This is a genomic window from Streptococcus infantis ATCC 700779 (genome assembly GCF_000187465.1).
Taxonomy (GTDB): Bacteria; Bacillota; Bacilli; order Lactobacillales; family Streptococcaceae; genus Streptococcus; species Streptococcus infantis.
Genome location: NZ_GL732439.1, coordinates 1,569,958 through 1,596,108, shown reverse-complemented (window position 1 = coordinate 1,596,108; position 26,151 = coordinate 1,569,958). Strand labels below are relative to the sequence as shown.

General features: G+C 40.1%; 26 protein-coding genes and 2 pseudogenes. 5 read left to right on the top strand and 23 right to left on the bottom strand.

Annotated elements, in window-relative coordinates:
• Window positions 1-41 precede the first annotated feature (41 nt).
• The 3 genes from HMPREF9423_RS10250 (at window position 42) to HMPREF9423_RS10240 (ending at window position 8,664) form a co-directional block, all read left to right on the top strand.
• Window positions 42-3,059: a DEAD/DEAH box helicase gene (locus tag HMPREF9423_RS10250; RefSeq protein WP_006155799.1), complete on the top strand. Its 3,018-nt coding sequence runs from the start codon at window positions 42-44 to the stop codon at window positions 3,057-3,059.
• A 13-nt stretch (window positions 3,060-3,072) separates the two neighbouring features.
• Window positions 3,073-5,724, top strand: coding sequence for a valine--tRNA ligase (locus HMPREF9423_RS10245; RefSeq protein WP_006149250.1), 2,652 nt, complete (start codon window positions 3,073-3,075; stop codon window positions 5,722-5,724).
• 75 nt (window positions 5,725-5,799) lie between these two features.
• A complete protein-coding gene (locus HMPREF9423_RS10240; protein ID WP_006155800.1) occupies window positions 5,800-8,664 on the top strand; it encodes a DEAD/DEAH box helicase in 2,865 nt (954 codons plus the stop codon).
• A gap of 12 nt (window positions 8,665-8,676) precedes the next feature.
• Here HMPREF9423_RS10240 and HMPREF9423_RS10235 read toward each other — a convergent pair whose 3' ends face one another.
• The 16 genes and pseudogenes from HMPREF9423_RS10235 to HMPREF9423_RS10165 form a co-directional block, all read right to left on the bottom strand.
• The gene (locus tag HMPREF9423_RS10235) at window positions 8,677-9,069 is read right to left on the bottom strand and encodes a (deoxy)nucleoside triphosphate pyrophosphohydrolase (protein ID WP_006149248.1); all 393 of its coding nucleotides are present in this window, start codon (window positions 9,067-9,069) and stop codon (window positions 8,677-8,679) included.
• A gap of 32 nt (window positions 9,070-9,101) precedes the next feature.
• Window positions 9,102-9,701, bottom strand: a complete 600-nt coding sequence (locus HMPREF9423_RS10230) for a response regulator transcription factor (RefSeq protein ID WP_006149247.1) — start codon at window positions 9,699-9,701, stop codon at window positions 9,102-9,104.
• Window positions 9,702-10,799: a sensor histidine kinase gene (locus tag HMPREF9423_RS10225; RefSeq protein WP_006149246.1), complete on the bottom strand. Its 1,098-nt coding sequence runs from the start codon at window positions 10,797-10,799 to the stop codon at window positions 9,702-9,704. It lies immediately after the preceding gene.
• The gene (locus HMPREF9423_RS10220; protein ID WP_006155789.1) at window positions 10,799-11,536 is read right to left on the bottom strand and encodes an ABC transporter permease; all 738 of its coding nucleotides are present in this window, start codon (window positions 11,534-11,536) and stop codon (window positions 10,799-10,801) included. Before HMPREF9423_RS10220 ends, HMPREF9423_RS10225 begins: the two co-directional genes overlap by 1 nt.
• A gap of 1 nt (window position 11,537) precedes the next feature.
• A complete protein-coding gene (locus tag HMPREF9423_RS10215) occupies window positions 11,538-12,422 on the bottom strand; it encodes an ABC transporter ATP-binding protein (RefSeq protein ID WP_006149244.1) in 885 nt (294 codons plus the stop codon).
• Window positions 12,409-12,603, bottom strand: coding sequence for a hypothetical protein (locus HMPREF9423_RS10210; protein ID WP_006149243.1), 195 nt, complete (start codon window positions 12,601-12,603; stop codon window positions 12,409-12,411). The genes HMPREF9423_RS10215 and HMPREF9423_RS10210 overlap by 14 nt, the downstream gene beginning before the upstream one ends.
• On the bottom strand, window positions 12,600-12,791 hold the full coding sequence (locus HMPREF9423_RS10205) for a hypothetical protein (protein WP_006149242.1): 192 nt from the start codon (window positions 12,789-12,791) through the stop codon (window positions 12,600-12,602). Before HMPREF9423_RS10205 ends, HMPREF9423_RS10210 begins: the two co-directional genes overlap by 4 nt.
• Entirely contained in the window at window positions 12,788-12,994 is a 207-nt protein-coding gene (locus HMPREF9423_RS10200; protein ID WP_025170070.1) for a hypothetical protein, read from the bottom strand. The genes HMPREF9423_RS10205 and HMPREF9423_RS10200 overlap by 4 nt, the downstream gene beginning before the upstream one ends.
• 125 nt (window positions 12,995-13,119) lie before the next feature.
• Entirely contained in the window at window positions 13,120-14,784 is a 1,665-nt protein-coding gene (locus tag HMPREF9423_RS10195; RefSeq protein ID WP_006149240.1) for a DAK2 domain-containing protein, read from the bottom strand.
• Between the two features lie 2 nt (window positions 14,785-14,786).
• Entirely contained in the window at window positions 14,787-15,152 is a 366-nt protein-coding gene (locus HMPREF9423_RS0102240; protein WP_000216443.1) for an Asp23/Gls24 family envelope stress response protein, read from the bottom strand.
• 152 nt (window positions 15,153-15,304) lie between these two features.
• A complete protein-coding gene (rpmB, locus tag HMPREF9423_RS10190; RefSeq protein ID WP_006149238.1) occupies window positions 15,305-15,493 on the bottom strand; it encodes a 50S ribosomal protein L28 in 189 nt (62 codons plus the stop codon).
• Between the two features lie 106 nt (window positions 15,494-15,599).
• Window positions 15,600-16,274, bottom strand: coding sequence for a LiaF transmembrane domain-containing protein (locus tag HMPREF9423_RS10185; RefSeq protein ID WP_006149237.1), 675 nt, complete (start codon window positions 16,272-16,274; stop codon window positions 15,600-15,602).
• 4 nt (window positions 16,275-16,278) lie between these two features.
• Window positions 16,279-16,725 carry a LytTR family DNA-binding domain-containing protein gene (locus tag HMPREF9423_RS10180; protein ID WP_006155797.1) on the bottom strand — a complete coding sequence of 149 codons (447 nt, stop codon included), beginning with the start codon at window positions 16,723-16,725 and terminating at the stop codon, window positions 16,279-16,281.
• A gap of 118 nt (window positions 16,726-16,843) precedes the next feature.
• Complete coding sequence (locus HMPREF9423_RS10175) at window positions 16,844-17,347, bottom strand: phosphatase PAP2 family protein (protein WP_006155787.1); 504 nt, start codon at window positions 17,345-17,347, stop codon at window positions 16,844-16,846.
• Window positions 17,348-17,459: 112 nt separating this feature from the next.
• Window positions 17,460-17,609: pseudogene (locus HMPREF9423_RS12455) on the bottom strand (hypothetical protein); the annotation flags it as partial.
• A pseudogene (locus tag HMPREF9423_RS10165) lies at window positions 17,602-17,790 on the bottom strand (ABC transporter ATP-binding protein); the annotation flags it as partial. The pseudogenes HMPREF9423_RS12455 and HMPREF9423_RS10165, both read right to left, overlap by 8 nt.
• A 179-nt stretch (window positions 17,791-17,969) precedes the next feature.
• On the opposite strand from HMPREF9423_RS10165, the gene HMPREF9423_RS10160 reads away from it, so the two are divergent.
• Window positions 17,970-18,653 carry a CD20-like domain-containing protein gene (locus HMPREF9423_RS10160; RefSeq protein ID WP_006149232.1) on the top strand — a complete coding sequence of 228 codons (684 nt, stop codon included), beginning with the start codon at window positions 17,970-17,972 and terminating at the stop codon, window positions 18,651-18,653.
• Between the two features lie 44 nt (window positions 18,654-18,697).
• Here the strand turns inward: HMPREF9423_RS10160 and HMPREF9423_RS10155 are convergent, their stop codons facing one another.
• Together HMPREF9423_RS10155 and HMPREF9423_RS10150 are read right to left on the bottom strand one after the other, a co-directional pair.
• Window positions 18,698-19,414, bottom strand: a complete 717-nt coding sequence (locus tag HMPREF9423_RS10155; protein WP_006149231.1) for a YebC/PmpR family DNA-binding transcriptional regulator — start codon at window positions 19,412-19,414, stop codon at window positions 18,698-18,700.
• 97 nt (window positions 19,415-19,511) lie between these two features.
• On the bottom strand, window positions 19,512-20,882 hold the full coding sequence (locus HMPREF9423_RS10150) for an MATE family efflux transporter (protein WP_006149230.1): 1,371 nt from the start codon (window positions 20,880-20,882) through the stop codon (window positions 19,512-19,514).
• A gap of 108 nt (window positions 20,883-20,990) precedes the next feature.
• Here HMPREF9423_RS10150 and HMPREF9423_RS10145 point away from each other — a divergent pair, with 108 nt between their 5' ends.
• Window positions 20,991-21,545, top strand: a complete 555-nt coding sequence (locus HMPREF9423_RS10145) for a GNAT family N-acetyltransferase (protein ID WP_006149229.1) — start codon at window positions 20,991-20,993, stop codon at window positions 21,543-21,545.
• Between the two features lie 44 nt (window positions 21,546-21,589).
• On the opposite strand, the gene recA is transcribed toward HMPREF9423_RS10145, so the two are convergent.
• From recA to tsaE, 5 genes are all read right to left on the bottom strand, one after another.
• Window positions 21,590-22,738 (bottom strand): recombinase RecA, encoded by a 1,149-nt coding sequence (recA, locus tag HMPREF9423_RS10140; protein WP_006149228.1) that lies wholly within the window; start codon window positions 22,736-22,738, stop codon window positions 21,590-21,592.
• 54 nt (window positions 22,739-22,792) lie between these two features.
• Complete coding sequence (locus HMPREF9423_RS10135) at window positions 22,793-24,049, bottom strand: competence/damage-inducible protein A (protein ID WP_006149227.1); 1,257 nt, start codon at window positions 24,047-24,049, stop codon at window positions 22,793-22,795.
• A 76-nt stretch (window positions 24,050-24,125) separates the two neighbouring features.
• Entirely contained in the window at window positions 24,126-25,175 is a 1,050-nt protein-coding gene (lytR, locus tag HMPREF9423_RS10130; RefSeq protein ID WP_006149226.1) for a glycopolymer--peptidoglycan transferase LytR, read from the bottom strand.
• A 4-nt stretch (window positions 25,176-25,179) separates the two neighbouring features.
• The gene (locus tag HMPREF9423_RS10125) at window positions 25,180-25,701 is read right to left on the bottom strand and encodes a GNAT family N-acetyltransferase (RefSeq protein ID WP_006149225.1); all 522 of its coding nucleotides are present in this window, start codon (window positions 25,699-25,701) and stop codon (window positions 25,180-25,182) included.
• The gene (gene tsaE, locus HMPREF9423_RS10120) at window positions 25,691-26,134 is read right to left on the bottom strand and encodes a tRNA (adenosine(37)-N6)-threonylcarbamoyltransferase complex ATPase subunit type 1 TsaE (protein WP_006155794.1); all 444 of its coding nucleotides are present in this window, start codon (window positions 26,132-26,134) and stop codon (window positions 25,691-25,693) included. Before tsaE ends, HMPREF9423_RS10125 begins: the two co-directional genes overlap by 11 nt.
• Window positions 26,135-26,151: the final 17 nt, after the last annotated feature.

Here is a 26,151-nt window from a genome sequence, read left to right as displayed (position 1 = left end):
TAAGATATATCTTGTTTCTATAAGTCTTAAGAGGAGAAATGATGAGAAGTAGTCAGATTCAAATATTAGACGCTTGGATTACAGTGGAACAATTGTCAGAAGGGGATATTGAAAAAAGTGATTCTAAGTATAAGATTTTTCAAGGGAATGACTATCAATCGATATTAAAAGAGTTTTTAAATCGTCAAAAATTAAAATCTAATTCTGGGGTTGTTGTTTATTGTGGAATTTTCCCTTTTCAAAAAATAATTAAATTGTTAAGAGGAAAATACAATTTAAAGGCGACTGAGGAAGAATTGGGAAGATCTTCTTATAAATTTACTTTTGCTCTTTATTTTGATAATGATTTGAATTTCTTACCAGATAAATTGTTTTTAACCATGGGTGGCCAAATTTGTAAAGATGAAGGGTTACCGAATGATTTCTGGAAGACAGAAAATGAACTTCGAGAACAGTTGGGGCAGGCATTTCTTGATGGAGAGTTCAACGCAGTTTTAAATGAACTTCTGAATAAGTATAAAATTTCACCAAGTGATTGTAGATATCTTTTTGTTAAAAATTTTGATGACGAAATAAACTTACATTCATTCTTTCTAAAGGATTTGAAATTAGCAAAATTAATTAATAATGAAAATCTTAATCGGTACTTATCAGGATCTGCCTCTGAAAGGATCAATTTGGATAGTAATAAAGAATCTTCCAATTTTAATCCAAATGATTTAGAAACTATTCTTGAGCCGAAAAATTATCCATTAGGAAGATTTCCTAGTAACCCTAAATTTGCTCTTTCCATGATGCAACAAGTAGCTGTAAATCTAGCTTCAAATGCAGGCGAGGATATGAGAAGTGTCAATGGTCCTCCAGGGACTGGTAAAACGACACTTTTAAAAGATATTTTTGCAGACTTGGTAACGGAACAGGCGAGAATTATTAGTGAACTACCGACTCCTAAACTAAAAGGGAATCTAGTTTATCATGACAATCCTTATCTTATTGCGAAATTGCCAAAGGAGATTGCAGATAAAGGAATTGTTGTTGCGAGTTCTAATAATGGTGCTGTTAAAAATATTGTTAATGAATTACCCCAAAGAAAAGAAATCTATCAGAATTCAAATTGGTTAGATGAGTTGGAGAAAATTAATTATTTTGCTGAAATCAGTAATGATTTACTACTAGCAGATGAGGATGTTTCTAACAATACAAAATATTGGGGATTATTTTCGATAGAAGGTGGAAAAAAACAGAATAGAGACCGCCTACAAAAAGTTGTAGAAGCAATAGAACAAGAGTTGAATTCAGATAAATTTCAATCGAATCCCTCATTATATGAAGAGTTCAAAATTCAATATCAGAAGTTAAATGATAAAAGAAAAAAGATGCAAGAAATAGCGGATAAGATTCGATTGCATGGTGAACTGAAAAATGTGTACCAGCAACTTGAATTTGAATTTCAGCAGGATAATGCTAAGAGATGTATAGAACTATCTAAAATACGGGATAAACAGACTCAATTAGAAAATAGTAAAAAGGAAAAAGAGACGGAGTTGTCTGAACATGAGCATATTATTTCTATATTAAATGTTAACAAACAGATAGCAGCGCAAGATGTTGAGTTGATAAAATTACAAACTCCACGCTTTCTATGGTTAAAGAGACTTTTTACACCATCGAAATTAGATACTTATTTTATGAGCTTGAATCAAGCGAATGAAAATCTAAAAGCGGAAATGAAGAAGGTACATGATGAAAGTCGATATTGCCACGTTTTGCAAAAAGAGATTAAAAAGTATGAAAATGAATTAGCTCAACTGAGTCATAGACAACAGTTGTATAATGAATGGAAATCTAAACAAGAAGATAAATTAGTTCGTCATCAGGAAATAATTTTAATATTACAATCTGAACTTGCTGCCTCTCCTGTAAAAAAATTGGATTTTTCTGCCCCGTATGAAGATCTCCAAGTATCAAATTTTTGGTTTGATGATGACTATCGAGAAGAGCAAAGTCGTTTGTTTATAAAAGCACTGGCTGTTAGGAAGCAATTTCTATATGACAATAAAAAGCATTTTGAAAAAGCATTATGGATTTGGAATAACCCCCAACGCTATTCAATGAGAGACAATGCTAGTGATTTATATAAAGCTGCGTGGGATTGGGTTAATTTCACTATTCCAGTTATTAGTACAACTTTTGCAAGTTTCAATTCCATGTTCTGGTGTTTACCTGAAAATAGTATCGGTAATGTATTTATTGATGAAGCAGGTCAGGCATTGCCTCAAGCTAGTGTGGGAGCGATTTTTAGAAGTAAACGTGTTTTGGCTGTGGGAGACCCTGCTCAAATACAACCAGTACAGACTATAGATAAAAATATTTTAGGATTCTTAGCACAGCACCATAAGATAGTATCTAAATATCTTCTATCATCAACGCAGGAATTGATAGATTCTGCTAGTAGATATGGCTTTAAAAAACAAGATGGAACATGGATAGGACTTCCTCTTTGGGTTCATCGACGTTCTAGTGATCCTATGTTCAGTATTTCTAATAAAATTTCTTACGACAACTTAATGGTTCAAGGAAAGAAAGAAGCTCGAGGCGTAGGCGCATGGTTTGATGTTATCGGGGTTGCTAAGGATAAATTTGTTTCTGAGCAAGCTGATTATTTGAAGGAAGAATTGAAGAAACGACATGAGGAATTTAATGATATTTATGTAATAACCCCTTTTAAAAATGTATCAAATCAACTAGCAAAAGAACTGGATGAAATTGGTTTTACAAAGAGAGAAAATGGAAAACCTGTAAATGTAGGGACTGTACACACTTTCCAAGGAAAAGAAAATAAGATTGTGTATTTTGTTCTTGGAGCAGATAATATGAGTGAGGGAGCTGCTCGCTGGGCGGTCTCTGAACCAAATATCTTAAACGTTGCAGTGACTAGAGCTAAGGAAGAGTTTTATATTATTGGGAATAAGTCCCTCTACAAAGCTATACATAGTCCTATTATAAGAGATACTATTAATATTTTAGATGCTTATCAAAGTAGCTTAGAAAATAACTAGAAAGGACACACACATGTCTAAAGAACTTTCACCTAAATACAATCCAGCCGAGGTTGAAGCTGGTCGTTACCAAAAATGGCTTGACGAAGATGTTTTCAAGCCTTCAGGCGATAAAAAGGCTAAGCCTTATTCAATCGTGATTCCACCACCAAACGTAACTGGTAAACTTCACCTTGGTCACGCTTGGGATACAACTTTGCAAGATATCATCATCCGTCAAAAACGGATGCAAGGTTTTGATACCCTTTGGCTTCCAGGGATGGACCACGCTGGGATTGCGACTCAGGCTAAGGTTGAGGAGCGCTTGCGTGGTGAGGGCATCAGCCGTTATGACCTCGGTCGTGAAAAATTCCTTGAGAAAGTCTGGGAATGGAAAGACGAATATGCCACTACTATCAAAGAACAATGGGGCAAGATGGGGCTCTCTGTAGACTACTCTCGCGAGCGTTTCACGCTTGATGAAGGTTTGTCAAAAGCCGTTCGCAAGGTCTTTGTGGACCTTTACAAGAAAGGCTGGATTTACCGTGGTGAATTTATCATCAACTGGGACCCAGCAGCTCGTACAGCCCTTTCTGATATCGAGGTGATTCACAAGGACGTGGAAGGTGCCTTCTACCACATGAACTACATGTTGGAAGACGGCTCACGCGCCCTTGAAGTTGCGACAACTCGTCCAGAGACTATGTTTGGGGACGTTGCCGTTGCGGTCAACCCAGAAGACCCACGCTACAAGGATTTGATTGGTAAAAACGTCATCCTTCCAATCGCTAATAAACTCATCCCAATCGTTGGAGATGAGCACGCAGATCCAGAGTTTGGTACTGGTGTCGTGAAAATCACTCCTGCCCATGATCCAAATGACTTCTTGGTTGGTCAACGCCATAACTTGCCACAAGTCAATGTCATGAACGATGACGGAACTATGAACGACTTGGCCTTCGAATTTGCAGGCATGGACCGCTTTGAAGCTCGTAAGGCAGTTGTGGCTAAGTTGGAAGAAATCGGTGCCCTCGTTAAAATCGAAAAACGTGTCCACAGTGTTGGTCACTCAGAGCGTACAGGTGTAGTGGTTGAACCACGCTTGTCAACGCAATGGTTCGTCAAGATGGACCAATTGGCTAAGAATGCCATTGCCAACCAAGACACAGATGATAAGGTAGAATTCTACCCACCTCGTTTCAACGATACCTTCCTCCAATGGATGGAAAATGTCCACGACTGGGTCATCTCTCGTCAGCTCTGGTGGGGACACCAAATCCCTGCTTGGTACAATGCTGAGGGTGAAATGTACGTCGGAGAAGAAGCTCCAGAAGGTGACGGATGGACTCAGGACGAAGACGTCTTGGATACTTGGTTCAGTTCTGCCCTTTGGCCATTCTCAACTATGGGCTGGCCTGATGTCGACTCAGAAGACTTCAAACGTTACTTCCCAACTTCAACCTTGGTAACAGGGTACGACATCATCTTCTTCTGGGTGTCTCGTATGATCTTCCAATCCTTGGAATTCACTGGTCGTCAACCATTCCAAAACGTTCTGATCCACGGTCTCATTCGTGACGAGCAAGGACGCAAGATGTCTAAATCACTCGGTAACGGGATTGACCCAATGGATGTTATTGAGAAATACGGTGCTGATGCCCTTCGTTGGTTCCTTTCAAACGGTTCTGCACCAGGTCAAGACGTGCGCTTCTCTTACGAGAAAATGGATGCTTCTTGGAACTTCATTAACAAGATTTGGAACATCTCTCGCTACATCCTCATGAACAATGAAGGCTTGACCCTTGAGCAAGCAACTGCTAATGTGGAAAAAGTTGTTAACAAGGAAGCTGGAAATGTCACTGACCGCTGGATTCTCCACAACCTCAATGAAACTATCGGAAAAGTCACTGAAAACTTTGATAAGTTTGAGTTTGGTGTGGCTGGACACATCCTCTACAACTTCATCTGGGACGAGTTTGCGGACTGGTACGTTGAGTTGACCAAGGAAGTCCTTTATAGCGATAACGAAGAAGAGAAAGTCATCACACGTTCTGTTCTCCTTTATACTTTGGATAAGATCCTTCGTCTCCTTCACCCAATCATGCCATTTGTGACAGAGGAAATCTTTGGACAAATCTCAGAAGGCTCTATCGTTACAGCGGAATACCCAAGTGTTAACCCAGCCTTTGAAGACCTTGCTGCCCACACTGGTGTGGAAAGCCTCAAAGACTTGATCCGTGCTGTTCGTAATGCGCGTGCAGAAGTAAACGTAGCACCAAGCAAGCCAATCACCATTCTTGTTAAGACAAGCGATAGCGACTTGGAAGCCTTCTTTAACAGCAATGTCAACTACATCAAACGCTTCACAAATCCAGAACACTTGGAAATCGCTTCAACCATCCCTGCACCTGAACTCGCTATGTCAAGCGTTATCACAGGGGCAGAAATCTACCTGCCACTCGCTGACCTCCTCAATGTCGAAGAAGAATTGGCTCGTCTCGACAAGGAACTGGCTAAATGGCAAAAAGAACTGGATATGGTCGGTAAGAAGCTCTCTAACGAACGCTTCGTAGCCAATGCCAAACCAGAAGTCGTCCAAAAAGAACGCGACAAACAAGCCGACTACCAAGCCAAGTACGATGCGACCGTAGCACGTATCGATGAGATGAAGAAGTTGGTTAAATAAACATAGAAACACGGCATTCTGCCGTGTTTTTTTGGTATAATGAATGTGTTAAAAAGAATAGAAAAGAGAAGCTCTATGCCAGAAGGCGTTACATTATTTCAAGATACCTTGATCAAATCTTTAAAGTTTGGTTTTATTGATAATGTTAAATTTCAAGAAGGAGGATACTCTCCTCAAATATTAATCAATGACCCAGAGTCTAAGCGTTATGTATTGAAGGATATTCAAGAAGAATTATCAAAATGCCAAGCCTTTTATATTTCTGTAGCATTTATTACCCAATCAGGGATTTCTCTGATTAAATCCCAATTATCCGATTTAATGGATAAAGGAATAAAAGGTAAAATTCTTATATCTCCTTATCTTGATTTTAGTGATCCAGTTGCTATGCAAGAATTACTAAAGTTGAGAAATGTTGAAGTTCGACTCACTCCTGAGAGTCTTCAAATGCATGCTAAGTTTTATCTTTTTGAGCATGATGGGAAACAAGTTCTTATTTCAGGAAGCTCAAATTTAACTCATAATGCACTAAAGATCAATTACGAGTGGAATATAAAATTGACTTCAACTCACAATGGGGAGTTAATTCAAGCTACTAAAAAAGAATTCGAAAAAATTTGGAAAAAATCCGATATATTAACGGTAGAGAAGATTGATTCTTATGCTAGAAAGCGTAAGAAAACAATTCTAGTGGAGCAGATTCGAGAAGAGGAGATAGCAGAATACCAGGTATCAAGCATTGAACCTAACAAGATGCAAAAAGAAGCATTGAAAGGTCTACAGGCTATTCGCGATTCAGGGAAAAAGAAAGCTTTAGTTATCAGTGCTACAGGGACAGGGAAAACATATTTATCAGCTTTTGATGTTCAACAATTTGAACCGAAAAGAATGCTCTTTATTGTTCATAGGGAACAAATTCTCCAAAAATCTTTAAAGGATTTTCAAAAAGTTTTACAGTTCCCGGAATCAGAAGGTTTGATTTATCATTCTGGAGCAGATTTGACAAATAAGAAGTATATTTTTGCGACGATTCAAACATTATCCCGTGATTCACATTTGAATTTATTTACAGAAAATTATTTTGACTATATTTTAATCGATGAGGTTCATAAAGCTGGAGCTGATTCATACAAAAAAGTGATGGCGCATTTCAATCCAGAATTCTTTTTAGGAATGACTGCAACACCTGAGAGAACAGACGGGCAAAATATTTATGAACTATTTGATTATAATATCGCCTATGAAATTCGTCTACAGGATGCTCTTGATAATGACATGCTTTGCCCATTTATTTATTTTGGGGTAAAGGATATTGAGATAAATGGACATCTAATCGATGAAAAGACAAATATATCAAACTTAACATCTAACGAACGTGTTAAACATATTCTTCAAAAAATTGATTTTTATGGCGTAAGCGGAGAAAAAGTAAAAGGGTTGATATTCTGTTCCTCTAAACAGGAAGCACATGAGCTATCTTTAAAATTGAATCAACATGGAAAAACTTGTAGAGCTTTGACAGGCGATGACAATATTGAAACACGAAATGAGGTCGTTTCTCAACTTGAAAAAGGAGAACTAGACTACATTTTAACAGTGGATATTTTTAATGAAGGGATTGATATTCCTTCTGTCAACCAAGTAGTCATGTTAAGAAATACTCAATCTAGTATTGTTTTTGTTCAACAACTAGGGCGTGGCCTTCGAAAACATGACAGTAAAGAATACGTCACGATCATTGATTTTATTGGCAATTATAAAAATAACTATCTGATTCCAATCGCATTATTTGGTGATAAATCAATGAACAAAGATAATTACCGAAGAGAGCTAAGAGAGCCTAATATCTTAAATGGTCTAACAACTATTAATTTTGAAGAGGTTGCTAAAGAACAAATCTTTAAGTCTATTACTAATACAAATCTTTCCAATCGAGCTATCCTAAAAGAGGCCTATATGGAAACGAAGAATCGCTTGGGACGTACTCCAAATCTCAGTGATTTTTGGAAACTAGATAGTCTAGATCCCTATGTTTTCTTTGATACTTTTAATCATTATGGAGAGGTTATTGCTTCCTTTGAAAAAGATGATCAGTTCATTAAAATTCCTGAATTAAATGGTTTTCTGACTTTCCTCTGCAAAGAACTATCCAATGGTAAACGAAAAGAAGAGCTCTATCTTTTAAAAATATTACTAGAAAATGGAAAGATTTCCCGATCTGAATTTAAACAAATCCTAACAATGAAGCAATTAGGATCCTCCGAACAGTTATTTAAATCTATCGAAAACTGTTTAGACTATAACTTTTTCGTTAAAAGAGATCAAGAAAAGTATGGTTTGTCAGCCTTAAGCATTGAAGATGACACTTATCAACTAGCAACAGATTTCACTCAATTTCTTACAGAGGAATACAAAAAATTTATCTTAGACATCATTCAAACTGGTCTAGAGCGCTCTCAAAAATATCCACAGGAACCATTGACCATAGGTGAAAAATACTCTCGGAAAGATGCTGTGAGACTTCTCAACTGGGACAAGGATGAGAGTTCTACTGTATATGGATACAAGGTCAAACATGGAACGTGTCCTATCTTTGTAACTTATCATAAAGATGACGATATTACAGAAACAACCCAGTATCAAGATGGATTCTTATCCAACAAAGTCTTTCATTGGTATTCTCGGAGCAATCGAAGCTTTAAGTCTAAAGAAGTTTCTGATATTATGCAATCTAATCAAACGGGTTTGGCTCTTCATCTCTTCGTAAAAAAAGAAGACGGTGAGGGAAGTGATTTCTATTATTTAGGGCCAGTTAGTTATTTGGAATATAGTGCTACTGAAACTCGAATGCAGGATGGAAAAACTCCTGTAGTTACAATGAATTTTGAATTAGCCAATGAGGTTTCTTCCACACTTTATGATTATTTAACAAAAAAATAAGAGAATAATCTCTTATTTTTTTGTTAATAATTCTACAGCTGGACGGTCAACTGGAGCCCAGTTGAGAGTATCTAGTTCATCGGGAGCTAACCAAGTTGAATTTTGGTGTTCAAGCAACTCTAGATTCCCTGATATCAGCTTTGCATGATAGGTCTTCATGACAACTGTCCCAAAATCATAATCATATGAAGCATCATTGATATAAGAAATAATTTCAATTTCAGAATTTAGTTCTTCTTTAATTTCACGGACTAAAGCTTGTTCAGGAGATTCTCCTATTTCTAATTTCCCACCCGGAAATTCCCAAAAACCTCCCAAACTTTTACCTTCAGGTCTTTGTGCACAAAATATTTTACCATCTCGTTCTATGGCTGCTGCAACAACATTTATTATTTTTTTTGACATAAGTTATCTCCGATAATTTTTTCTTTCTCCCCTCACAACCAGCCTTCTTCTTCGGCGGTTTTGGCCGCTTCGGTTCGGTTGCTGGCGCCTAGTTTGGAGAGGATATTGGTCATGTAATTACGGACGGTGCCGTTTGAGAGGTAGAGCTTATCCGCAATTTCTTGGTTGGACAGGCCTTGGGCTACTCCATGCAAAACAGCAACTTCTTGCTCGGTCAAGGGATTGGGATGGGTCATCATGACTTCCATCAGCTCCGGAGAATATTCCTTGCGCCCCTCTAACACCGTATGTAGAGTTTGCATGAGTTCGGCGATGCTTCGCTCTTTCAAGACATAGGCGTCGACTCCTGCTTTGACAGCTCGTTCAAAATAACCTGGGCGTTTAAAGGTCGTAACGATAACCACTTTGGTTTCAGGCACTTCTTCTTTGATCCACTCAAGTGCTTCTAGTCCCGTCTTGACTGGCATTTCGACGTCAAGGATGGCAATATCTACTGCTTCTTTCTCCAAAACCTCAATAGCTACAGCTCCATTTTTTGCCTGCAAGACAGTCTCCACATCTGGTTGAAAGCTTAAGAGCTGGCACATGGCATCTCTAAGCATACTTTGATCTTCTGCGACTAATACTTTCATCTACTTTCTCTCCTTATAAGGCAGATGCACGCGCACCTCTGTGGGATCTTTCAAACTGACCAGCTCTACTTGACCTAAGAAGGTTGCTGCACGGTCACGGACTGTATGGAGTTCATTTCCTTTTACAGTTGCAAAACCTTTCCCATCATCTCTGACTGTCAGGACCAATTCCTGATCTGTACGTTCCAGTTTTAGATAGGCTTTTTCAGCCCTGGCATGTTTGATGATATTGGTCGCCAGTTCTAACAAAATCATGGCAGTCGTCGACTCTACATCCTGGGTCAGGCTAGCCTTGTCCAATTGATTGTCAACCTCAACCTCAATTCCAGCAATTTCTAACATCTTTTGGACAGTTTCAAGCTCTGAAGCTAGGGTCCTTGATTTCAGATTTTCCACGATGGTACGCACCTCATTCATGGAATCTTTGCTGATCTGGTGAATTTCTTTTAATTCCTTCTCCACCTGTGGATAGGCCTGCATCTGAAATAACTGCAAGGCTAAATCTGTCTTGACACTCAGCATAGCAAAGGTATGTCCCAGACTATCATGCAAATCCTGACCGATACGACTACGTTCATTTTCAGCAAGCAATAGATTTATCTGGGCATTTTGCTTAGCCTGAGCTTCTTTCAAATCCTCCACAATACGAATCCGAACCAAGCCAAAAGTCATTAAATCGACAAAAGCAAGAATTCCAAGTAGATAGACTAGAAACTCAACTTCAACTTCCTGAAAAATCAAAAGTTGCCCCACAACAAGGACTTGAGCAAGGAGAAAAGTTCGGACATGTAAAGAATTAAAACTACGTACGCCGAAATGATAAATTAAGAGATTGGCAAGGAAAAAGAAGAACCAGATATAATTTACACCAACAAAGGCAGTATAGCCAGCTACATAGGCTAGCATGATAACCCAACAGAGCCAGGATAAACGCTGACTCTTGGTGGTTAAAACACCTAAGTAAGCCAAGACAAATAGAATATCAATCAACAAATGCCAGCTAGGAAGCTCCCCAGTCACTACAGGAACGATGGGAAAAACCATAAAAATCAAACTGGCCCAATACATATAATCTATGCTTTTCAGTCTTACAAGCATTAAGCATTCTCCTTATGACCTTGAAGGTAAATGGTCAAACCAAACAAAACTGTTGAAAAAACAAGTAGATAAACTGTGGCTGATAAATTGATGCCACCCTCGTTTAAGAAGGTCTTGAGCAACTCCATCAACTGATAAGTTGGTAGGCACTTTCCGATTGCTTGCATCCAGTCTGGAAATAAAGAGATGGGCATCCAGAGTCCGCCTAAAACAGCCAAGCCTAGATAGAGAAGATTGCCCACGACAGACATCAGCTGACTAGAAGGCAAGAGTGTCAAGGTCAAGCCAAGCGCTACAAAGGCAATACTTCCCGCAATCAGTAAGAACGCAGCCCCAATCCAGTTTCCTAGAGGCATATCTACACCTCTGACCAAGTGCCCAACTGAGAAAACAACCAGGATTGAGACCAAATAATCAACCATCATACTTGTTATCTTTGATAGATAATATTCTACCATATTTACTGGAGTATGGCGTAATGTTTTCTGCCAGTTGTTGATTTTATCGGTATGTAAGACAGCTGGTAATGAAAACATAGCTGTCGACATCATAGAAAAAGCTGTCATAGAGATGAGGTAGTCGCGCATAAAATTTGCTGGCCCATCTGGTGTGTCCTGGTACATGCCTGAAAAGAATAAATAGAAGGCCGTCGGCATCCCTACGGATAATAGATAATAGACTAATTGTCGTTTAGTCAATAGAAATTCTATCTTGTTTAGTGCAATCCATCGTTTCATCTTAGTCATCTCCCTTTTGTGTTTCTTCAAAGATTGTATCCAGCAAGCTACGGTTATTGACTTCAATTTCTTGTATCCTACAGCCTGCTTGGACTAACAGTTCCCAGAAAGCATCTGCTTCGCGTGTAACTACTTGCAGGGCATCTTGTTTTTGTGACCAGTTTTCAACCAAGTTAGACTGTTCGACGACTTCCTTGTAAGCTAGAGGTAGGATGAAGTGCTTTTCAATCTCCTCACTGCGCATGGCTAGAGGTGTTGTATCGCGAATCAACTCTCCCTTATTTAAGACCAAAATCCGGTCCGCTGTATGCTCTACTTCCTCAATATAATGAGACGAATAGAGAATGGTGACTCCCTGCGCTTTTAAGTCTTGGACAATTTCCCAAAAACGTTGGCGGGTAGAGGTATCCATGGCCGCAGTTGGCTCATCTAAAAAGACTAGCTTTGGTCTGCCAATCAATGTCAAGACAAATGAAAAGAGACGCTTTTGCCCACCTGACAATTTTTCTGCCAATTGTTCTTTTTGCTGCTTGTCAAACTGCAATAGTTGATCGATCTCCTGGTTGTTCAAGGGATTTGGGTAAATGCTTTGAAAGAAAGCAATCAACTCTTTAACCTTTAATTTCTGAACGATGACATTTTCTTGAGGGAGGTAGCCTCTAATATAGTCTAACTGAGAACTCGTCACTGGCAAGCCTTGGATGGATACTTGACCGCTGGTGACCAGTTTATCTCCAAGCAAACAGTCCAAGAGTGTGGTCTTCCCAGCACCATTGGGACCAATCAAGGCGACGCATTCACCTTCAGCTACCTCAAAGGATATATCCTTCAAAATAGCCTTGCCCTTGATGTTTTTATTTAGGCTTTCTACCTTAATCATGTCCATGATATTCTCCTTTCAGCCACTCCTTTCCCATCGGAAAGGCGATAAAAATCATAAATCCTAATCCCCAGGCACCACGGATGAATTGATGAAGGAAGGCTTGATCAAACCAACCTGTAAACATTTCGACCAACCATACCACTAGTGATAGTCCAATAAAAAGATAGAGAATCGCTTTTTTCATTTTTCAAACTCCTTTTTCACATCTGAGACTAATTTCAAACCTTCTCGGATCAACCAAGACATGATTCCAAAACTTGCAAACAACTCCCAAGGAAAATGATAGAAACCCTCATCCAATCCTGAGAACATGAGATAAGTCATGACTCCTGCTGCTACTAAACTCATTGCGATAATTACTTTATGTTTCATTTTTCAAACTCCTTTTTCACATCTGAGACCAATTTCAAACCTTCTCGGATCAACCAAGACATCATGCCAAATCCTGCAAATAGCTCCCAAGGAAAATGGTAGAAGCCTTCATCCAATCCTGAAAACATGAGATAAGTCATGACTCCTGCTGCTACTAAACTCATTGCGACAATTACTTTATGTTTCATTTTTTCTTCCTCCATTTGATACATCTATTATAATTCTTTGAAGGTTGTGTCACTAGAAGCTTCTGTCATGAGGAAATATGACAAATGTCACAAAAAAAGAAAGTTGATTTCTCAACTTTCTTTTTTCTATTATTTAATCTTTATTCCACACTGAAAAGATATGGGTAAACCGGTTGTTGACCTTGGTGGATTTCTACTTCGACATCTTCGAATTCTTCTGCGATTTCTTGAGCAATTTGGTTAGCCAATTCTTCACTTCCGTCTTCTCCGACATAGAAAGTTACGATTTCACTGTCTTCGTCCAACATATGTTTCAATGTTTCAGTCAATGTTTGGTGCATATCAGGGTTTGATACGAGGATTTTACCATCAACCATACCAAGATTGTCATTTCCATGGATTTCCAAACCATCGATAGTTGTATCACGAACGGCTGTTGTTACACTACCACTGATGACATCGCCAAGGGCTGCAGTCATGCGTTCTTTGTTTTCTTCGATTGATTTGCTTGGGTCAAAGGCAAGAAGACTAGTCAATCCTTGAGGAATTGTACGAGCTTCTACCACAACAGCTGGTTGTTCCAATACTTCAGCTGCAGATTGAGCTGCCATGAAGATATTTTTGTTGTTTGGCAAGAAGATGATGTTACGGGCATTAACTTTCTCAACAGCCTTGACAAAGTCTTCTGTCGAAGGGTTCATGGTTTGTCCGCCCTCGATGACATAGTCCACACCTTGAGCACGGAAGATGTCTGCCAATCCTTGTCCAGCTACTACCGCGATAAGAGCATATTCTTTTTCTTCAGCTGGCTTGCTGACTTGAGCTTCTTTTTCTACTTGCGCTTCGTGTTGGTTACGCATGTTATCAACTTTAACCTTGACCAAGCTACCATACTTGAGACCTTCTTGCATAACAAGTCCTGGATCTTCTGTATGGACGTGAACTTTAACGATTTCGTCATCATTGACAACAAGTAGAGAATCCCCAAGTTCGTTCAAGTAGTTACGGAATTCTTCGTAGTCAAACTCTTTAGCATAAGTTGGACCTTGCTTGAGGGCAACCATGATTTCAGTACAGTAACCAAAGGTAATGTCTTCAGTTGCTACATGTCCGGCTACAGATTTGTGGTGTTCTGCATTGATCATCTCACCCATATTGGCTGGAGTAGCAACAAAGTCTTCAGATGCACTGTATTCACCAGTAAGAGCTGAAAGGAATCCTTCATAGATGAAGACCAAACCTTGACCACCTGAGTCCACAACTCCAACTTCCTTCAATACTGGAAGCATTTCTGGAGTTTTAGCAAGGGCTGCTTTAGCTCCTTCCAAGGCTGCACGCATCACTTCAACTGCGTCATCTGTCTGTTCTGCTTTTTTCTTAGCACCGATAGCAGCTCCACGTGATACAGTCAAGATTGTTCCTTCAACAGGCTTCATAACAGCCTTGTAGGCAACCTCAACACCTGATTGAAAAGCAAGAGCTAGGTCTTTTCCTGTTAGCTCTTCTTTTGTCTTGATGGCTTGTGAAAATCCGCGGAAAAGCTGAGAAGTGATAACTCCTGAGTTCCCACGCGCACCCATCAAAAGACCTTTAGCCAAGATACTTGCAGCCTCACCAACAGTTGAAGCTGGTTTGTCTGCTACTTCTTTAGCACCATTTTCGATTGTCATTCCCATGTTTGTTCCTGTATCTCCGTCTGGAACTGGGAAGACGTTCAATGAATTGACATATTCGGCTTGCTTGTTCAAACGAGTTGAAGCAGCCTGTACCATTTCTTGAAATAAGCTTGTAGTAATATTTGACACGATTATTCTCCTACAACTTTGATATTTTGAATGTAGACATTCACAGTTTGAGCAGTGATTCCAAGTTGGTTCTCTAGGCTAAAGCGAACACGTTCTTGGATGTTTTTTGAAACTTCACTGATTTTTGTACCGTAGCTCAATACAGTATATACATCAACTGCAATACTACCGTCTTCAGCTGCTTTAACGACTACACCTTTTGAATAATTTTCCTTACCAAGAAGGGCTTGGAAATTATCTTTGAGGGCATTTTTACTAGCCATACCGACTACACCAAAAATTTCAGTTGCTGCACCACCTACGACAGTAGCGATCACATCATCTGTCAGTTCGACTTGACCATCTTTTGTATTAATTTTTACAGTCATTTTTTTTACCTCAAATAGTTGATACTCTATTTTATCATATTTCAGCCCAACTGTAAAAGCAGAATGATGTATCATCGGATATTTGCTTGATTTTTCAAATGATTTCAGCTGTCGAGCAAAAGAAAAAGACCCTGTAGGTCTTTTCATGTTTATTAAACGCGTTCTACTTTTCCTGATTTCAAAGCACGAGCTGAAGCCCAAACTTTTTTAGGTTTACCATCGATAAGAACAGTAACTTTTTGAAGGTTTGGTTTTACGGAACGTTTAGTTTGGTTCATCGCGTGTGAACGGTTGTTTCCTGATACAGTCTTACGACCTGTAAAGTAACATACTTTAGCCATTGTGTTTTCCTCCTATTAGATCTAATATAGCGGATGTGCTAGCACCACATACCGTACTATGTTATCACACTTTCTTATTTTTGGCAAGGGAATTGGAAGACTTTTTTTATTTGACGTAGACGACACCAAGTTTCCCGAAAGCTACGTCTCCACGGATAATCAAGGTTTTGCTGGTTGGGGCTACAGGAGCATCTGCCTTGGCCGCACCACAAAAAGTTTCCACCTTCAGATCCACTCTCCAGTGTTGGGGCACATAGATAACTGCATTCCCAAATCCGACTTCTATCTTCAAGGTTGCGCTATCTCCTAACATCTCTGCATTGTCATAATAGATTTTGGCATTCCCAAATCCGACTTCAAACTCGTCTTCTACCAATTCTTGGTCTTGCTTGTAAAATGTACCCGCCCCAAAAGCGACTTCCTTGTCTGTCAGAATGGTCTTTTCACCGTCATACCACCATTTTTTTCCATTCCAAGTTCTGTTAGTATGAGTCAGCATACTTACTCCAAGCACGATGAGAACACTCGCCCAGAACAATGATTGATTGGGAATCGGTAAAATGTCATAAAAATGATTAGCAATCATGAGGGCCACTAGGGCTGTAACGGAGGCTGAAGTGAAATGACGACGAAGGATTGCCTCAACTGATTGATAGGCAAAAAATCCAATACCGATCAAGGGCCAAATTTCCCCTTCAAGTGAAGGGATTCCAAAATTCCCCTGTAACAATACTAAAGCTGCCAATACTAGCAACACAATACCAAATGCTTTCTTTTTCATGTTCTTACCTCATGTTTCTTAGATTTTCTTTTAGGAGGGATTGATAGTGCCGTGACACGTGTACCTCCTTGTGGGTCTGATAAAAGGAAATAGTTCCTGTCCCTGAGAAGGACTTGTCCACCGAGTAGACCTGCCGAAGATTGGCTATAGTCGATTTGGATACCCGACTGAAATAGCGGGGCAGGATGGACTCTAACTCATAAAGCTTGAGTCTCACCTCGTAGGCTTCTTTCTGGGTGTGGGCGTAAATCTTGCTACCTTCTGTCTCAAAGAAGAGGATTTCTGCCAAGTCTAAGTAGTACTCACCCGTCCCCTTATAAAAAATCAACCTAGGAGCCTTGGTTTCTTGCAAGAGTCGTTGCAAGTCAGCTATTTCATCTGTCAGGGCTGCAGCCTTGATGACAATCTCTGTCTCAGTTAATTCACTATCAATCTCGATTCGTAACTTCATCCTATCTCCTTTCTGCATCTACTATACCAAAGGCCAGAAGACTTTACAAGGGCAAAAAAGCAAGTGGTCACTTTTGACCCGTAAGTGGTTACGAGGCCAAGCCCACTTGCTTTGCTTCTTACAAAATAAAGAAGAGAATTCCCAAGAGGAGACCACAGGCGTAGCCAACTAAAACATCCTTGGGATAATGTACTCCCCCCAAGACCCGTACAAGACCTAAAAGAGCTGATAAGACCAACAAAACCAACCCCACAGGAAGATTTGCATGCATGCAAGCCATGGAAATGATGGTTGCTGAAAAAACATGACGGCTGGGCATTGAGTTCCCAGAGCTGTCCTTGTCTAGTAGCGGGACAATTTCCCAAGTTTCATAAGGACGTGGTTGATTGATCCACTTACGAACTAGCGTCAATAAGACAAAGCCAAAAGCTGGCACTAAGATATAAGCAGCAAGGTCTTGCCCCAAGCCCTTGCTTATAAAGTTTGTTCCCAACAGTGTCAAGTAAGCCAAGGGCATCAGAACTGTCATCATGCGATTAAAGACTCGCATCAATTGCAATAATTGTGGGTGTCGAAGAAGACTTGATTTCCTCTTCTCGTACCACTCTTGATAGTTTTTCATCTGTTTTCTCATTGTTTCTAGATTTTACACAAGAAGCCTGACAGAGCGAGTCCGCTAGCATCTCCTACTCTAGTATAGTGCAGAAAAAGAAGGCCGTCAAGCCTTCTGAGATTTATTCTTCTGATTGGTCTTCTGTAAATTGACTATTGTAGAGGTCTGCATAGAAACCACCCTGAGCCATTAGCTCATCATGATTGCCTTGCTCGATGATATTTCCTTCTTTCATAACCAGAATCAAGTCAGCATTGCGGATCATTGACAATGACTGCCACCACTACTGCCCAAATCCAGTATTCTAACTTGCCAAGGATTTTCCCAATGGCCCAAATAGCCATGATAGGACCACGAGTGACCACTTGGAGTCCCATGGTAAAGAGCATCTGAACCTGCGTGATATCATTAGTCGTCCGAGTCAATAGACTGGGGATTGAAAAACGTTTAAAGACCAACATCGGTTTATCCATTCTTTCTCCCTTCTAAGTAAAAATAGTTCTCATAAGAACATTTAAGTTTCAATGAGAACTATCTAAGTAGAAATTGACATCAGCTCTTATTTTATCTATAATAAACACTATCTCACACCTATAAGAACACTTCCTGATTAGAAATGAGAAACTCACAAATGAAACATAAAGAAGAGAAAATTTTAGGAATCTTTGCCATCATCTTTGGAACCCTGGCCCTTCTTGGTTCCTGGCTACCAATCATTAGCATTTTAGCCTTTTTCTTTGCCATTATTGCTATCGCCCTAGGAGTTTTTGGTATCGGCCTTAATCTCAAAAATCGTAAAATATTGGCTATTATCGGAACAAGCCTAGGTATTCTATCCATTTTTCTTGTCTTAATGACGCAAGTATTACCTTCTGGTGTCTTTACTGACTTGGCTAAAAACTTTCGACACCCCTACAGAAGTCTGACCTCTTTAACAGAAGATGAGGAATTTGGAAACTTACCAGATTATAGACCAGACGAAGATCATGATGAAGAGGATATCGAAGATACTGATACCTTCTCTTGGACCCAGGAACAGTTTGATGCTTTGATAGAGGGAGACACTGCAAACAGAGGAAAAGGCGGCTCCAACTACAAAGATATCATCAGCAAGCATGGACTACCAGATTCTGAAATTGAGTCAACCTCAGGTGACTACGACATTAAGAAAATCACCTATCTATCCCTCGGTTCAAACACCAAGACAGTCGTACTCACTTTCGCAAAGCAGGAAAACGGCCAGTTTCTTCTTATCCGTAAATTTGCCCTAGGCTTGGATAGAAAAGAGCAAACTGATGATGGAGTGAAAGTTTAACATAACAAAAAAGCGAACAGCTATTAAACCTGTTCGCTTTTCTATTAGAATCCATCAACGTTTGTGTAGATCTTTTGGACATCTTCGTCGTCTTCAAGTACGCTGTATAGTTTTTCGAATGTTTCTAAATCTTCACCTGACAACTCAACTTCTGATTGAGGAATCATCTCAAGTTCTGTTACTTGGAATTCTTCGATACCAGATTCACGCAAAGCTACAATAGCTTTGTGAAGGTCAGTTGGAGCTGTGTAAACAGTGATTGTTCCTTCTTCTGCTTCTACATCGTCTACATCGACATCTGCTTCAAGCAAGAGTTCAAAGATAGCATCAGCGTCGTCACCAGAAAATACGATGACACCTTTGTTGTCAAAGAGGTAAGATACTGAACCTGAAGCTCCCATGTTTCCACCATTTTTACCAAAGGCAGCACGGACATTGGCAGCTGTACGGTTAACGTTTGAAGTCAAGGTATCCACGATGAGCATTGAACCATTTGGCCCAAAGCCTTCGTAACGTCCTTCTGTAAAGGTTTCGTCTGTATTTCCTTTAGCCTTATCCAAAGCCTTATCAATAACGTGTTTTGGCACTTGCGCTTGTTTAGCACGGTCGATAACGAATTTCAAAGCTGAGTTTGATTCTGGATCTGGATCACCTTTTTTAGCTGCTACATAGATTTCTACACCAAATTTTGCATATACTTTAGAGTTAGCTCCATCTTTAGCCGTTTTCTTGGCTACGATATTGGCCCATTTACGTCCCATTAGGAATCTCCTTTTTTCACATTTTAATCTTTCTTATTATAACACAAGTCTAGTCGATTTTCACTAGAGGAAATGGATTTTTCTTTTATAAATGAAGCTAGGATCGTCCGCCGACAGCCAAGATTTTCTTGCCTTCTTTTATCCAAGGGTGTTGAGAGAGTGAGATATAAAGCTGTGCAGTCATAACAAGCCAAAGTAGCGGTTCACATAGAATCACACCTGTATAACCTGCCCAAGGAATAATCCAAGCGACGAAAACAATTTTCCCGATAAACTCGATAAAACTAGATATGAGAGGTAAGAGTTTTTGACCGAGCCCCTGCAAACTATTTCTATAAATCAATAAAAGACTCAAAAATGGATAGAAAACAGAACTGATACGTAGGTACAAGGTTCCATTTTCAATCAAGTAACCATCTGTTGAACTCGCTAAGAAAGAAACTAGGCTAGGACTTGCAAAAAATAGGAACACACAAGCAAAGGTTGCCCAAGCCATACTCAAATAGCTCCCTAAACGAAGACCTTGGACGATACGATCTGGTCGTTTTGCCCCAAAGTTTTGAGAGATAAAAGTCGTCATAGAAGCCGAAATTGCCGTCATTGGCAATAGGGCAAAGGCCATGATTCTACGTGCTGCCGTTTGGGCACTGATAATAACTGCTCCAAAGCCATTAACAGAGGATTGTAAGATGACACTTCCGACAGAGACGATTGAACCCATCAGCCCCATGGCTAGCCCCTGCTCCAAGAGATCGACATAGAGAGCCTTGTTCCATCTGAAATGTTTAAGCTCTGGAAGAAGCTCTGGAACACTCTTGCGGATATAGAAATAACAGAGAATAGCGGACAAACCTTGCGAGATGATAGTTGCAAGACCTGCAGACTGAACCCCCAATTGCAGTTGTGTAATAAAATACAAATCTAAAATGACGTTAACAATGGCTGAAAAGATAAGAAAGGCAAGCGCCGCAAGGCTATCACCAATCGAGCGTAGTAATCCTGCAAAGAGATTATAGGCAAGGCTAACTCCCACGCAGCTAACAATCATTGAGATGTATTCATAGGATTGGGGGAGGATTTCTGCAGGTGTCTCGAGATATTGTAAGAGCGGATAAAGGCCGAAGAAACCCAACAGCATCACAAGACCACTCAGGATTGCACCTAAAATCCAAGTCGCTGCAACAGCCTCTTTAATCTTTGTAAAATTACGAGCACCATAAAGACGGGCAATAACAACTCCCATCCCATTTCCGACTCCGAGGGCAAATCCAATAATCAAATCAAAAATAGCTGTCGTAGCTCCGACTGCCGCCAAGGAATTTTGTCCTAAAAAACGCCCAACAATCAAAATATCAGCCGTATTGTAAAGTTGCTGAAAGATATTAGATAAAAGAATCGGAAAAGCAAAATTAATAAGAGCAGGAAGGATGGGACCATTTATCAGATCAACAGTTGATTTTTTCTTCATAGGGGTATTATATCAGCTTTCAAGTTGAGGAACAAGGGAGTTTCCTTAAGAAAGCGTTGCCTATATGTAAACAATCTGGTATAATCGTGACAGAAAAGGAGGGTATGTATGAGCTTAACAAGTCAGTTAATTACAGATGTATTCCCAGACCTTGAGAAAGTGGAACAATTAAACAAGGAGGCCTTCCCTGAAGAAGAACGTGTCTCTTTGGAGGAATTTTTAAGTTACCAGGATAGAGATGACGCCCACTTTTTCGCCTTTTATAACGAAGAAGAATTTGTCGGCTTCGCTTTTGCCATTTCTAATCAAAAAGCTTTCTACATTAGCTTCTTTGCCATTATGCCCCATCTCCGCAGTCATGGGTACGGGAGAGAAATCATTGAAAAACTCATTGATTTTTACCAGCGTACGATGATTCTTGAAGTGGAGCGATTAGACGAAGACTGTGACAATCTCGAACAAAGAAAATCCCGCATGGACTTTTACTTACAAAATGGCTTTAAAACTGCCAACGCCTTCTTGGAATACGAGGGAATGAGTTTCGAAATTCTCTATCGTGGCGACCACTTTGATGAAGAGGCCTATCGGAACATCTTTCAAAAATTGCAAGAAGAGAACTACTTCGACTTTCGTATCGAATACCGACGCTTTAGTGACCACTAGTCATCATGAAACAAAAAGTAGCAGTTTTACTGCTACTTTTCTTTTTATTCTTCAATTTCGATTTCAAGAGCGTCGCCCAAATCAAGTGTTACTTCTTGGTTAGAATCTGCATCAGCTGCTGCACTTGCTTTAGAGCCTTCTTCCTCTTCAATTAAACCATATTGAACACGAACTTGGTGGTCGATTTCATCAAAGATTTCTGGGTGATCTGCCAAGTATTTCTTCGCATTTTCAGAACCTTGTCCGATTTTTTCACCCTTGTATGAGTACCAAGCACCTGCTTTTTGGATAATATCCAAATCACTAGCAATCTTCAAGAGTTCACCAGTTCTAGAAATCCCTTCACCATACATGATTTCAACAAGAGCTTCTTTGAACGGTGGAGCAACCTTGTTTTTCACAACTTTAATCTTAGTTTCTTTACCGACGTTAGTATCTTTTTGATCACCAGTTCCCTTGATTTGTGTACTTCCACGCACATCCAAACGGACTGAAGCATAGAATTTAAGGGCGCGTCCACCAGGAGTTGTTTCTGGATTTCCAAACATAACCCCTACTTTTTCACGCAACTGGTTGATGAAGATAGCAATTGTCTTTGTCTTGTTGATAGAAGCACCGAGTTTACGCATAGCTTGGCTCATCATACGAGCTTGAAGACCAACGTGGCTATCTCCGATATCTCCATCGATTTCCGCACGAGGTACAAGAGCTGCAACTGAGTCAATAACCACAAGGTCAACCGCACCTGAGTCGATCAATTTCCCTGCAATTTCAAGACCTTGCTCACCTGAGTCTGGTTGTGACAAGAGCAATTCGTCAATGTTAACCCCAAGAGCTGCTGCATAGGCTGGATCAAGGGCGTGCTCTGCATCGATAAAGGCAGCGATCCCACCTTCTTTTTGTGCTTGCGCTACAGCGTGAAGGGCAACTGTTGTCTTACCTGACGACTCTGGACCGTAGATTTCGATGATACGCCCCTTTGGATAACCACCTGAACCGAGTGCAATATCAAGTGCCAAAGAGCCTGAACTCATCACTTGCACTTTTTGCTCTGCACGCTCACCCAAGCGCATGATTGAGCCCTTACCGAAGTCTTTTTCAATCAATTTAAGGGCATCATTCAAAGCTTTTTCACGATCAGCTCCAAATTTTTTCCCAATTTCATCTAATTTTTTTGTTGGTTTTTTCGCCATTTTGTTCTCCTATATTTTAATGATTCTAAGAACCTTCTTCTATTATATCAAAAGTCAGTCACTTAATAAAGCTTTGCGAACTAAGTTAAAAGCATGCATGACTGCAATTTTACGAACGTCTGCTCGACTTCTTCCAGCTATATTGACCTGAACAACTTCTGTGCCGGATACTTGAGACAAACCGATAAAAACTGTACCAGCAGGATGCCCTTCTAGACTATCCGGACCAGCCACTCCTGTCAAGCTAACTCCAAAGTCTGATTGAGTTTTAAGCCGTGCCTGATCTGCCATTTTTTCCGCCGTAAAGGCTGAAACAACTCCATGTTTTTCCAACTCTACTTGTGGAATATCTAACATCTTAGCCTTTTCTTCTAGACTATAAGTGACAAAACCACCTTTAAAGATAGCTGACACTCCCGAAAAGTCTGCCAAAGTTGCTTGAAAAAGCCCTGCTGTCAAACTTTCCGCAGCCGTTATGGTTTTATGCTGCTTTTTCAACTCCTCAACAACTACACTAGCTAGACTCACTTCCTCACCATAACCATAGCAAATATCCTTTAAAGCAACACCTTCAAAAGTCTGGCGGGCAAGAATTTGAACCTCAAGACGATCCAAAGATTTTCTTGCTTCTTCTTGACTAGTAGCCTTTGTAGACAAGCGCAGAGTCACTTCTCCTATTTTTGCATAGGGTGCTAAGGTTGGATCTGTCTGCTCTTCAATCAAATCCGACAGAATCGTTACTAGCTGGCTCTCACCAATGCCAAAGAAACGTAGCACACGTGAGTACAACTTAGCTCCAGTTGTCAATCTCGGAAGCAATTCATTTAAAACCATAGGTTTCAGTTCACTTGGTGGCCCTGGTAGGACAACATAGACCACGCCAGCCACCTCAATCATGCCTCCGACTGCTAGTCCTGTTTCATTAGGTAGCGGGATTGAACCCTCAACGATTTGAGCTTGGCGTTCATTATTTGGAGTTCGGGCATAGTCCGGTCGATGAGCAAAAAAGTCATCTAGTTTAGCCTGCGCTTGAGCATCAAAAGTTAAATCACGCCCTAGAAAATGGGCCAAGGTTTGTTTGGTCAAATCATCCTCTGTCGGTCCCAATCCTCCTGTTAGGATAAGCAGATTGCTACGATTCTTAGCAATCTCCAACAAAGATAACAGACGAGCCTCATTATCTCCTACAGCCGTTTGGAAGTAGACATCAACACCGATTTCAGCCAACTTTTCAGATAAAAACTGAGCATTGGTATTGACAATTTGACCTGTTAGAATCTCTGTTCCAACAGCTATGATTTCCGCTTTCATTTTTTCCTCCTACCTATCTATTCGGATTTCTTTGAAAAAATCGCAGGAAAATTCCTACGATTTTAGTTTTCATTTCTTATTGTTCTTGTTGGCCTTGTTGTTCTTGATCTGCGACAGAACCAGTTGTTTGTGGTAAACGCCCATAAATATTTTCATACAAGACTACATTTGTCTCCAATTCGGTAACTTCTGGCTTATCCAATGAACGGCGTAAGAGATTTTGCATCTCTAACATATGCTCAGATGTCACGATTTGGTAAGATGTCCCATCAATCATTGCATCCTCTCCACGCAATTGCTGAGACTCAATATTCTTAAAGGAATCTTGGTAGCCCATCAACTGAGGAATAGTTGTTGTCGTAATCTCGATATTTGTCTGCATGTTATCGCTAAGAGCCTTCAAAATTTCTTGATAGTGGCTGACACTATTCAAACTAAGAATTTTTTCAACAATCTTTTGGATGACTTCGCGCTGACGTTTCTGACGACCGTAGTCTCCCTCTGGATCCTGATAGCGCATGCGTGAATATACTAGCGCCTCGTCACCATTTAGGGTTTGTTCTCCAACACCGATAGAAATCGTGTTAAATGGTTCCTGGTCTTGGATAGAGATTGGGAAACCTAGAGTGTTGTTTACTGTGATACCTCCGACAGCATCAACCATTCTTTGAAGACCGTGCATATTGACCATCACATAGCGGTCGATATGGATATTCATCATTTTTTGAATGGTCGAAATGGCAAGCTCTGCTCCACCATCAGCATAGGCAGCGTTGAGTTTAGCTTCTCTAACACTACCATCTGGTTGTTGGATTTGTGTCAGAATATCACGTTCCAAACTCATCATAACGACTTTCTTGGTTTTCGGATTCACTGTTACCAAGATCATTGAATCACTATTTCCTGCCCATGGGTCTGTACGTTCAACATTCCCCGTATCTACCCCCATAAGAAGGATTGTCAATGGTTCAGTTGCCTCGATAACCTTGGTTTCTTCTCCGATTTGTTTATAAGTTTTGGCTAAAGTTTGTGTACTTTGTTGGTAGATAGTATAGGCATAAGCTCCCACACCAAGCACTGTCACAAGAACAAAGCCTAAAAACATTCCGATTATTTTTTTTGCCATACATTTATTTGTCTATCAGTCGACCCATCAGGTAAACATCAAGAAACTCTCCTCCTTCTATACAAGCGCCGCGTTCCTGCTGGCCTTCAATGATGAAGCCCAGCTTTTTATATAGATGAACAGCTGCCAGATTTCGTTTTTGAACTGTCAATTGTAAGCGTCGAATACTTCCGCTCGATTGGGCCCACTCAATAGCTTCTTCCATCAAGATACTACCGAGACCATTTCCCCAATAGGCTTTTTTGATACCCAAAAAGATATCCCCAATATGCCGAACTCGCGGACGTTGATCAGCCGTTATATTGATCACTCCTGCCAATTCTTCATTCAAATAAGCTAGTAAAGTAATCTGATTATCCGACTGTGCCTGCTTGTTAATAAAACGCTGCATCTCAGATTCACTCATTGCAATTCCATTTTCATCCAGACTGGTAAAATCAGATTCATGACCAATCTGATCCAAAAGTGCAATAAGTTCTATAGCATCCTCAACTTCTGCTTCACGAATTAATAAATCATACTCCATTCGTCAGCCTCTTCAAAAGTTCTGTCGCTCGTTGACCATGAGCATGAAAAACAACCTCGCGCCCCTCACCATCTTTAAGAATTTCTAATTCCAGATAGTCTGATGGGAGAGCCTCGCCTAATAGGTGTCCCCACTCAATAACCGTCACACCTGAACCAAAAAGAAATTCATCAAGGTCGATTGAATCTGCATCCCCTTCGATGCGGTAAACATCCAAGTGATATAAGGGTAGGCGTCCTTCATATTCTCGAACAATGGTATAAGTAGGACTTTTGATCATTTGATGAATCCCTAGTCCTTTAGCTAGACCTTTTGTTAATGTGGTTTTTCCAGCACCTAATTCACCAGTTAAAATCAATACATCATTTTTTTCAAGTAGACTACCCAACTCTTGTCCAAGAGCGATTAGTTCATCTTCATTTTTTGTGTGCATGTTATTATTATACCAAA

Excerpts from the sequence above, each read along its gene's own strand:
- HMPREF9423_RS10250 (WP_006155799.1), top strand. The coding sequence starts at position 42 with ATGAGAAGTAGTCAGATTCAAATATTAGACGCTTGGATTACAGTGGAA.
- HMPREF9423_RS10245 (WP_006149250.1), top strand. The coding sequence starts at position 3,073 with ATGTCTAAAGAACTTTCACCTAAATACAATCCAGCCGAGGTTGAAGCT.
- HMPREF9423_RS10240 (WP_006155800.1), top strand. The coding sequence starts at position 5,800 with ATGCCAGAAGGCGTTACATTATTTCAAGATACCTTGATCAAATCTTTA.
- HMPREF9423_RS10235 (WP_006149248.1), bottom strand. The coding sequence starts at position 9,069 with ATGTCAAAAAAAATAATAAATGTTGTTGCAGCAGCCATAGAACGAGAT.
- HMPREF9423_RS10230 (WP_006149247.1), bottom strand. The coding sequence starts at position 9,701 with ATGAAAGTATTAGTCGCAGAAGATCAAAGTATGCTTAGAGATGCCATG.
- HMPREF9423_RS10225 (WP_006149246.1), bottom strand. The coding sequence starts at position 10,799 with ATGCTTGTAAGACTGAAAAGCATAGATTATATGTATTGGGCCAGTTTG.
- HMPREF9423_RS10220 (WP_006155789.1), bottom strand. The coding sequence starts at position 11,536 with ATGAAACGATGGATTGCACTAAACAAGATAGAATTTCTATTGACTAAA.
- HMPREF9423_RS10215 (WP_006149244.1), bottom strand. The coding sequence starts at position 12,422 with ATGGACATGATTAAGGTAGAAAGCCTAAATAAAAACATCAAGGGCAAG.
- HMPREF9423_RS10210 (WP_006149243.1), bottom strand. The coding sequence starts at position 12,603 with ATGAAAAAAGCGATTCTCTATCTTTTTATTGGACTATCACTAGTGGTA.
- HMPREF9423_RS10205 (WP_006149242.1), bottom strand. The coding sequence starts at position 12,791 with ATGAAACATAAAGTAATTATCGCAATGAGTTTAGTAGCAGCAGGAGTC.
- HMPREF9423_RS10200 (WP_025170070.1), bottom strand. The coding sequence starts at position 12,994 with ATGGAGGAAGAAAAAATGAAACATAAAGTAATTGTCGCAATGAGTTTA.
- HMPREF9423_RS0102240 (WP_000216443.1), bottom strand. The coding sequence starts at position 15,152 with ATGACTGTAAAAATTAATACAAAAGATGGTCAAGTCGAACTGACAGAT.
- rpmB (WP_006149238.1), bottom strand. The coding sequence starts at position 15,493 with ATGGCTAAAGTATGTTACTTTACAGGTCGTAAGACTGTATCAGGAAAC.
- HMPREF9423_RS10185 (WP_006149237.1), bottom strand. The coding sequence starts at position 16,274 with ATGAAAAAGAAAGCATTTGGTATTGTGTTGCTAGTATTGGCAGCTTTA.
- HMPREF9423_RS10180 (WP_006155797.1), bottom strand. The coding sequence starts at position 16,725 with ATGAAGTTACGAATCGAGATTGATAGTGAATTAACTGAGACAGAGATT.
- HMPREF9423_RS10175 (WP_006155787.1), bottom strand. The coding sequence starts at position 17,347 with ATGAAAAACTATCAAGAGTGGTACGAGAAGAGGAAATCAAGTCTTCTT.
- HMPREF9423_RS10160 (WP_006149232.1), top strand. The coding sequence starts at position 17,970 with ATGAAACATAAAGAAGAGAAAATTTTAGGAATCTTTGCCATCATCTTT.
- HMPREF9423_RS10155 (WP_006149231.1), bottom strand. The coding sequence starts at position 19,414 with ATGGGACGTAAATGGGCCAATATCGTAGCCAAGAAAACGGCTAAAGAT.
- HMPREF9423_RS10150 (WP_006149230.1), bottom strand. The coding sequence starts at position 20,882 with ATGAAGAAAAAATCAACTGTTGATCTGATAAATGGTCCCATCCTTCCT.
- HMPREF9423_RS10145 (WP_006149229.1), top strand. The coding sequence starts at position 20,991 with ATGAGCTTAACAAGTCAGTTAATTACAGATGTATTCCCAGACCTTGAG.
- recA (WP_006149228.1), bottom strand. The coding sequence starts at position 22,738 with ATGGCGAAAAAACCAACAAAAAAATTAGATGAAATTGGGAAAAAATTT.
- HMPREF9423_RS10135 (WP_006149227.1), bottom strand. The coding sequence starts at position 24,049 with ATGAAAGCGGAAATCATAGCTGTTGGAACAGAGATTCTAACAGGTCAA.
- lytR (WP_006149226.1), bottom strand. The coding sequence starts at position 25,175 with ATGGCAAAAAAAATAATCGGAATGTTTTTAGGCTTTGTTCTTGTGACA.
- HMPREF9423_RS10125 (WP_006149225.1), bottom strand. The coding sequence starts at position 25,701 with ATGGAGTATGATTTATTAATTCGTGAAGCAGAAGTTGAGGATGCTATA.
- tsaE (WP_006155794.1), bottom strand. The coding sequence starts at position 26,134 with ATGCACACAAAAAATGAAGATGAACTAATCGCTCTTGGACAAGAGTTG.